Genomic DNA, 8147 nt, shown 5'->3' with positions numbered 1-8147 from the left:
ATTAGTTCATTGGTTAGCATGATGCAGAGACTCCATGTTCCACAAAGTTCGTCATCTCGACCGGAACGCAGTGGAGCGCCCACCTGCATCGGGCAGGGAGAGATCTATCTCGAGACAGACTTCGCTACTATTGCCGACTTTTGTGGGTTTATCTATTTTTTTTAATGAATTTTCAATAATATTTGAAAGTTTAATAAATTTAATTTACATTTACATCGTGAAAGGGAAATAGAGCATAAAACATTTTAAGAAATGCCTCAAGCGGGGCGTATTTTTTTAACCTTTATTTTCAATTTTTCCTGAAAGTTAAATAATTAAAATCTAACTGGGATACAGATTATGGATTACAATATACTCGGATATGGCATTTTTATTACGGTTATCGTGTTCATTATCGTAGTGGTAGGGAAGATCTGCTACCGTAATGGAAATATTTTTGTTGCCGAACTGATTCCTGATCATCTGGATCTCTGTAAGCAGATCAATAAATCGTTATTGGTTTCTTATTACCTGGTTAATATCGGCTATTGTGCCATGACCCTGGTAGGGTGGGAGACCATCACCTCATCGCAGCAACTGGTAGAAGTGATGGCGGTAAAAGTGGCAACTATTGTGTGCATATTGTCCATACTTCATTATTTAAACATCTATTTGCTTACCAAAACCATACATAAATTAATAATCTAAACTTTTCATTATGGAAACGACAAAAATTTTAATCGGCTATGCAGTTTATTTACCAATTGCACTTTTTTTGACTTTTTATGTTTCAAAAACGCTGTTTAAAAACAGTAAAGTATATATGCTCGATATTTTTAAAGGGAGAGAAGAGATTGCAAATGCAACAAATAAACTTTTCGAAACGGGTTTTTACCTGCTGAATATCGGTTTTGCACTGTTGATTATGAAAATTACGATCTATGAAAACGATTACCGCAACTTAATTGAAGCTTTAAGCTCTAAAATAGGTGGATTTGCCATTTATCTGGGCATTATGTTGTTCATCAACCTATATTTTTTCTTCAGGGGCAAACGTAAAGCGAAAGAGAGCCAAAAACCTAATCCTTTTGCACAACCTATTTAATGCTTATAGAGAAGTCAAGTTTTTAAAAATGACTTCTCTTTGAGAAACTTCCGAAGTTTGCCAGGCGCCTAGCCTTTTAAACTTCGGAAGTCATAATCGCTTTTCAAATTGCGCCTCTCAAACAAAAAAGTCCCGATTTTTATCGGGACTTTGTACTAATCTAATTTTTTGTATCTGATGCGTTTTGGCGTAACATCACCCAAACGTTTCTTGCGGTTTTCTTCGTAATCTGAGTAGTTACCCTCAAAGAAATAAACTTCAGAATTGCCCTCAAAAGCAAGGATGTGCGTACAGATCCTATCTAAGAACCATCTATCGTGACTGATCACCACGGCACAACCACCAAAGTTTTCTAAAGCTTCTTCCAATGCACGTAAAGTATTTACATCGATATCGTTGGTTGGCTCATCCAGTAACAATACGTTTGCACCTTTTTTCAAGGTAATGGCCAAATGTACACGGTTACGCTCACCGCCCGAAAGTACACCTACTTTTTTCTGCTGATCGCCACCATTGAAATTGAATTTAGAAACATAGGCACGTCCGTTAACGGCTTTTGTACCCAATTGGATATTATCTAAACCATCGGTAATATTTTCGTAAACGGTTTTATCGGCATCCAGATCGTTGTGCATCTGATCTACATAACCAAGCTCAACAGTTTCACCCACGCGGAAAGTACCATTATCGGCTTCTTCCTGCCCGGTAATTAAACGGAACAAAGTGGTTTTACCCGCGCCGTTTGGTCCGATGATACCCACAATACCCGCAGGAGGTAATGAGAAGTTTAAATTATCGAACAATACCTTATCACCATAGGCTTTGGTTACGTTTGTAGCTTCGATTACCACATTACCTAAGCGCGGACCTGCAGGAATAAAGAGCTCCAGTTTTTCTTCCCTTTCTCTTCCATCTTCAGAAGCCAGTTTATCATAGTTGGCAATACGTGCTTTCGATTTTGCATGTCGTGCTTTTGGCGCCATACGCACCCATTCCAACTCGCGCTCTAAAGTTTTCTGGCGTTTGCTCTCGGTTTTTTCTTCCTGTGCCAAACGTTTCGCTTTCTGATCTAACCAGCTGCTGTAATTTCCTTTCCACGGAATACCTTCGCCACGATCAAGCTCTAAAATCCATCCGGCAACATTATCAAGGAAATACCTATCGTGGGTAACCGCGATAACGGTTCCTTCGTAATTTTGTAAGAACTGCTCTAACCAATCGATACTTTCGGCATCCAAGTGGTTGGTAGGCTCATCCAGTAACAATACGTCAGGGTGTTGAAGCAACAAACGGCACATGGCTACGCGGCGACGCTCACCACCCGATAGTACACCGATTTTGGTTTCAGGATCCGGGCAACGTAAAGCATCCATCGCCCTTTCCAGTTTAGAATCGATTTCCCAGGCACCCAAAGAATCAATTTTATCCTGAAGCTCGCCCTGTCTGGCCATTAACTTATCCATTTTATCAGCATCAGAATAGTTTTCTTCCAAGCCAAAAGCTTCGTTTACTTCTTCGTACTCTTTTAAAATGGCGGTTACTTCTGCAACACCTTCTTCAACCACTTCGCGTACGGTTTTTTCCGGGTCTAGGATAGGTTCCTGTGCCAGATAACCAACTGAATAACCTGGTGAGAAAACAACTTCGCCCTGGTAAGATTTATCTAAACCTGCAATGATTTTTAACAGCGACGACTTACCGGAACCGTTTAAACCGATAACCCCGATTTTGGCGCCGTAAAAGAAAGAAAGGTAAATATTTTTTAAAACCTGTTTTTGTGGCGGGTAAATTTTATTTACACCTGCCATTGAAAAGATTATTTTTTCGTCAGACATTATGATATATGTGATTTAATTTTTAAATACTTTTTTATAAATGGCCAGTTGGGAGAAGTGATCAACAACCCTTAACCCACTTCAATAAGCGTTATGCCAAAACTGCCCACAAAGATAAGAACAGCAGAACGATAACAAAGTGCTTTGCCATTATAATCGGATTTTGATTGTGGAATAAAAACAATGATTTATTTTACATGTAAGATGGATGATGTAAGATGGATGATGTTGCTCCATTTCCGATCATCTATTTTTCCTTTTCCATCCCCGCATGTATTTTTCAGGTAATAATTTGGTTTTTAGCCATTGTTTACCCGCGTTGTTATGGATTGCATAAAGCTGCTGCAAAATCTTTTGTTTTATACACTTTTAACAGTTTGTATCCGGTTTGGATAGTTTCTGATGCGCTGTTATCAACTTTAACAATCTTTTTATCTTCCATCTGCCGCAGAATTTTATCATCCTGGATATAATACCGGCGCTCTGTAGTGGTAACTTTTCCGATGGCAGGCCCGCCAACGATTTTGTCATAACAAAAGAAAACCTTGCCCAAATGGTAATAATATTCTTTCACCCAACTCCCGTCGCCAATGCTACCTGATTCTGTTACTTTCACAATGGTATTGCCTTCTTTAAAATAAACAACCAATCCGTCCTCCACACAGCCATCTGCCTCGTACTTGAATTTTTCACTTTTGAGTTGAATTGAGTTGATCCGGTTATATTGTTCGCGGATAGCTGTTATGCTTGAGGCGAGGCTTCCCGATTGTACCGGAGCTTTATCTCCAATTTGACCAACCTGTTTGCTTTGTGCGCACAATTGTAAGGAGATGTTTAATGTTAGGATAAGGGAGAGGAGTTGTAATTTCATAGATAATCAACTATTTATCGGTTTTTTGGGTTTTGATATCAGGGTTTAAACGCTCAGGCCATTGTTTTGTTTGTATCAATTAAAGCCATGTTTTGTAACATACAAAGATAACAGAAGTATTGAGGACAGGGAGTTTCCAGAACGGTTGTTATGGTGTCCAAAAAAATCACAATACTGCTCCCTTTTTTTGGGAGATCTGTTGGCCAAAACAGATTGAGCCGCTGGAAAAACTTACCTGCGCATATTATATCCAGATTTGTTCGGGTGTAAACAGACCTTATTTTTTAGATATTAAAACAATAAATATGGACTTTTTTGATAAAATGACGGCCTATTATCAGGGCGAATCGGGGTATGGTGGTTTAATGATCGGTGCCGGAGGATTATTGCTTTTATTGCTGGCCGTTTTAGCCTGGAAATTCGCCAATCCATTTTCTTTTTTAAAAGGCTTAACAATTCCGTTGATGATAGGCGGACTTTTTTTAGGAATAGCCGGTTCGGCAAGTGGTTATTTTACCAGAAAATCTTTTGCCGAAAAATTAAAAACCTACCGGTACGACCGAAAAGCATTTTTTAAGGAGGAAGTGACTAAAGTAGAAAAAATCCATAAATCGTGGTTTGGTGTACGCATTGGATGGACAGTTGTAGTACTTGGGGGATTGATGATGTTGCTTTTGGCAAAAAGAAATTTTTTGATGGGAGTTGGGCTCGGAATATTAATTTTTGGACTTTTAGGACATCTTGTAGAAGCATTTTCTTTTATAAGAAATGAAAAATATCATGACATAGTTATAGAAGCTGCAAAAAAAGAGACATCAACGGAGATAGCGCAGCCTAACGGAAATATTTTCACAAAGCCCGGTGAGGCGCCGTTAGAAAAGCAAAAAGATGAACAGAAAATTCAGGTAAAAGAAGAAATACCATCCACCGGAAAACTATTAAAACTACGCAGGAAACATAAAAATAACCTTAACAATGCCTTTAGTATGCTACCTGCTGCAGATACGGTTAATACTATTGCCCAAACACAGCCCCTTGCCGATCAATTGGGAGATGCCAGTCTGTGGCGGGGAACAGTGATATTTCCAGGGCCTTTTCCAAATAATGCTAAAGAAAAAGAGCAACCGGTTAGGGCAACTAAAAATGGCAGAAATTGTTGGTTTAGCCGAAATTCAGGTAAGGACTGAATACACATTTAGCCCTTACTCGAATTTATTAAATTGTTGATGGGTTATGACCGAATTGTTTTTTAAACGAGGTGGAGAAGTGCGAAAGGTTTTCAAATCCAACATCGAGATAAACAGAAGAAGGTGCCTGGTTTTGCTGGGCAATAAGAAAATGGGCACGGTGCAGCCTCGCTTGTAACAGCCATTTTTCGGGCGGGCTTTTAAAAACCTTTTTAAAATCGCGCTTAAACGTTGCTAAACTCCTTCCTGTTAAACGGGCAAACTGTGCAATGGGAATATTAAAGCTGTAATTCTGGTTCATAAAAGCTTCCAGATCGATTTTATGTGGTTCCCCGAAATCGAACAGGAGGTTTTCGAGCTGTTTGTTACGTAAAAGCAATGCAATGGCCTCATTTGTTTTCAGGTTGGCCAGCTGGGGAGTTAAGGGCACACTGGTATTGAAATAGGGAAGCAGCGAATCGAAATAACCCTTGATGAAAATATCTTCAGAAAAGTCTACTACCGATTGCCCATTGTAAATTGACGAAGCAGATATATTCTCCAGGCTACTGTATTTTTTCAGACAATCCTGATCTAAAAACACATTAAGTGATTGAAAAGGTGTACCATCTGCTGCCGGTATTTTTACCGATTTAAGCAACAGATTTTTCCTGAGCAGGCCGATTTGTCCTGCTTTATAAATGAACTTCCCATGGTTATTGTAAAACTGGATTTCTCCTGATATGATATAACTAAGCACATGCTCGCTCACCAGCTGCTCACCGCCGCGTTTGCGCTCATCGGTGCAGGAGTACAGGATATTAAATTGCAGTTCATCTTTTATCATAACTAAAATTACGGATTAATGAAGGTAAGTGCTTAGCATAAAACAATTTCTTTCGCTTTATTTATCAGCTTATTTCATCTGGCCCATAATCATTTTATCAAACATCGCGTCGCTCAGCCATTTCTTTGCCAAAAGGACCGGTTTGGCCAGGTAACCTTTTACATAACGGGCCTTTGGTTTTTCCGATTCGATGGCTTTTTTGATCAATGTTGCAATCTCGATGGCTTCGATGTTTTTTTCTGCGGTTTTTGCAAAAACGCGTCCTGCTTTTTCCGTTAATTCCTTATAAACGGTATTGCCCGAAATATCTTTGGCATGATCGAAAGCAATATCGCCCCATTCTGTTTTTACACCGCCCGGTTCGATGAGGATTACATCGATTCCAAATGATTTAACTTCCAAACGCAAGCTATCGCTTAAACCCTCAACCGCAAACTTACTGGCATGGTACCATCCGCCCAGTGGGGTGGCCATTTTGCCTCCTATGGATGTAACGTTTACTATTTTTCCGTATCTCCCGCGGCGCATGTGCGGCAGAACCAGTTGTATCAACCTGGCCAATCCAAAAACATTTACCTCCATCTGGTACCTGGCATCTGTTATCGGAACATCTTCTATCGCGCCAAAAGAACCAAAGCCGGCGTTGTTGATCAGAATATCAATCTTTCCTTCATCTTTTATTATTTTTTGGATACCGGTAACCATTGAATCTTCGTCAGAAACATCCATTTTTATCACATGGATGCCCAAATTCTGGAGTTCATCCATCTTTTCTGTTCTCCTTGCTGCACCATAAACGGTGTAGCCGTTACCAGCCAATAGTTTGGCTGTTTCTTTTCCCATTCCGGATGATGTACCGGTAATTAATGCTACCTTTTTCATTTTATTTCTTTTTGATAACACAAAGATCGGTTGGTTTTCTTTTGGAGTGGTTTTGTCACAGGCTCACATTACTTTTCCGAAAAGCTCATATTTGGAGATGTTTTTGAAATAAGATACTTATGATTTATATAAAAAAGGACACGCCATCCGGCAATGCCCTTTTAGTCATTAGTAACCTAAACTGTATCGCTACAGGACTTCTACAACCTGCAGTTTTTTTCTATCTGCTGAAAGCCGTTAAACCGCTTTGCAGAAATTTTTTATAATTAGCTACCTCGTAATCTGCACCCTGGGGCTCTTTTAACAAAGCCTCTGTTTTAGGGTCGAGCAGTACATAAAATGGCTGTGAATTAGACAGGAATTTTCTGGCCTGCAGATCGCTCCATTTTTTGCCTATGGTGTTGAGTGTTTTTCCTTCGGGTGTAATTACTACATCTTCGGGGGCCAGATCCGATTTATCATCCACATACAACTGGATAAGTACATAATCACTGCTAATCATTTTATACACATCCTTATCCGGCCATACATTGCTCTCCATTTTTCGACAGTTTACACAGGCATGGCCGGTAAAATCGATCAGTACGGGTTTATTCAGCTTTTTAGCGGCCATTAAGCCTTCGTTATAATCGAAATAGGGATTAAGTTTTAATGGTACATGAAATTTATCAGCATATTTATGCGGACCATCGTTATTGGCTGTTGTTTTTCCGGCCAGCAAGCTGCTCGTATAGAGGTCGAAATCCTGCGTTTCCTGTGGTGGTAAAAAAGCCGATACGCTGCGTAAAGGTGCACCCCACAAACCGGGGATAAGATAAACGGTAAAAGCCAATACTATTGTTGCGAGGAAAAGCCGCGGTACCGAAATAAAACCCAGCGGGCTATTGTGCGAAAACTTGAGCTTGCCAATCAGGTAAATGCCCATCATGCCGAAAATCACGATCCACAGGCTTAAAAATATTTCCCTGTCGAACCATTCCCAATGATAAGCAAGATCTACATTGCTTAAAAATTTTAATGCAAAAGCCAGTTCGAGAAAACCCAGTACAACTTTTACGCTGTTTAACCATCCGCCAGATTTTGGCAGCTTGTTCATGGCTGATGGAAATAAGGCAAACAGGGCAAAAGGAATAGCCAGGGCCAGAGAAAAGCCGAACATACCTATTGCCGGGCCCAATAAAGCGCCAGTTGTTGCTGCCTGTACCAGCAGGGTGCCGATAATGGGGCCGGTACAGGAGAAAGATACCAGTGACAATGTTCCGGCCATAAAAAACAACCCGGCAATACCGCCCTTATCAGAATTGGCATCCATTTTATTTACCCAGGAAGAAGGCAGGGTGATTTCGAAAGCGCCCAAAAAAGAGGCGGCGAAAGCTACCAGCAAAAGGAAAAAGAAAAAGTTGAATATACCGTTTGTGGAGAGACTATTCAGCGCATCGGCCCCAAAAATTACGGTTACCAG

8 protein-coding genes are annotated in these 8147 nt (G+C 40.2%); 3 read left to right on the top strand and 5 right to left on the bottom strand.

Going from position 1 to position 8147, the window contains the following annotated elements; all coding sequences use genetic code 11:
* Positions 1-339 precede the first annotated feature (339 nt).
* Both B2V92_RS04330 and B2V92_RS04325 read left to right on the top strand, forming a co-directional pair.
* Positions 340-687, top strand: coding sequence for a hypothetical protein (locus tag B2V92_RS04330; protein WP_293305050.1), 348 nt, complete (start codon positions 340-342; stop codon positions 685-687).
* A 10-nt stretch (positions 688-697) separates the two neighbouring features.
* Positions 698-1084, top strand: coding sequence for a hypothetical protein (locus B2V92_RS04325; protein ID WP_293305049.1), 387 nt, complete (start codon positions 698-700; stop codon positions 1082-1084).
* 155 nt (positions 1085-1239) lie between these two features.
* Here B2V92_RS04325 and ettA read toward each other — a convergent pair whose 3' ends face one another.
* A complete protein-coding gene (gene ettA, locus B2V92_RS04320) occupies positions 1240-2919 on the bottom strand; it encodes an energy-dependent translational throttle protein EttA (protein WP_293305047.1) in 1680 nt (559 codons plus the stop codon).
* A gap of 322 nt (positions 2920-3241) precedes the next feature.
* A complete protein-coding gene (locus B2V92_RS04315; protein WP_293305045.1) occupies positions 3242-3790 on the bottom strand; it encodes a hypothetical protein in 549 nt (182 codons plus the stop codon).
* A gap of 305 nt (positions 3791-4095) precedes the next feature.
* On the opposite strand from B2V92_RS04315, the gene B2V92_RS04310 reads away from it, so the two are divergent.
* Positions 4096-4977 carry a hypothetical protein gene (locus B2V92_RS04310; RefSeq protein WP_293305043.1) on the top strand — a complete coding sequence of 294 codons (882 nt, stop codon included), beginning with the start codon at positions 4096-4098 and terminating at the stop codon, positions 4975-4977.
* Between the two features lie 28 nt (positions 4978-5005).
* Here the strand turns inward: B2V92_RS04310 and B2V92_RS04305 are convergent, their stop codons facing one another.
* The 3 genes from B2V92_RS04305 to B2V92_RS04295 all read right to left on the bottom strand — a co-directional run.
* Positions 5006-5803 (bottom strand): helix-turn-helix domain-containing protein, encoded by a 798-nt coding sequence (locus B2V92_RS04305; protein ID WP_293305041.1) that lies wholly within the window; start codon positions 5801-5803, stop codon positions 5006-5008.
* 69 nt (positions 5804-5872) lie between these two features.
* A complete protein-coding gene (locus B2V92_RS04300) occupies positions 5873-6685 on the bottom strand; it encodes an oxidoreductase (protein ID WP_293305039.1) in 813 nt (270 codons plus the stop codon).
* Positions 6686-6905: 220 nt separating this feature from the next.
* A partial coding sequence (locus B2V92_RS04295) for a protein-disulfide reductase DsbD family protein (protein ID WP_293305037.1) occupies positions 6906-8147 on the bottom strand: 1242 nt, incomplete at its 5' end.

Source organism: Pedobacter sp. UBA5917 (assembly GCF_002432345.1).
In the GTDB taxonomy this organism is placed as follows: Bacteria; Bacteroidota; Bacteroidia; order Sphingobacteriales; family Sphingobacteriaceae; genus Pedobacter.
This window is presented reverse-complemented; position numbering and strand designations above follow the sequence as displayed.

What these genes read in the sequence shown, in the direction of transcription:
- B2V92_RS04330 (WP_293305050.1), top strand. Translation starts at nt 340, where the DNA reads ATGGATTACAATATACTCGGATATGGCATTTTTATTACGGTTATCGTG.
- B2V92_RS04325 (WP_293305049.1), top strand. Translation starts at nt 698, where the DNA reads ATGGAAACGACAAAAATTTTAATCGGCTATGCAGTTTATTTACCAATT.
- ettA (WP_293305047.1), bottom strand. Translation starts at nt 2,919, where the DNA reads ATGTCTGACGAAAAAATAATCTTTTCAATGGCAGGTGTAAATAAAATT.
- B2V92_RS04315 (WP_293305045.1), bottom strand. Translation starts at nt 3,790, where the DNA reads ATGAAATTACAACTCCTCTCCCTTATCCTAACATTAAACATCTCCTTA.
- B2V92_RS04310 (WP_293305043.1), top strand. Translation starts at nt 4,096, where the DNA reads ATGGACTTTTTTGATAAAATGACGGCCTATTATCAGGGCGAATCGGGG.
- B2V92_RS04305 (WP_293305041.1), bottom strand. Translation starts at nt 5,803, where the DNA reads ATGATAAAAGATGAACTGCAATTTAATATCCTGTACTCCTGCACCGAT.
- B2V92_RS04300 (WP_293305039.1), bottom strand. Translation starts at nt 6,685, where the DNA reads ATGAAAAAGGTAGCATTAATTACCGGTACATCATCCGGAATGGGAAAA.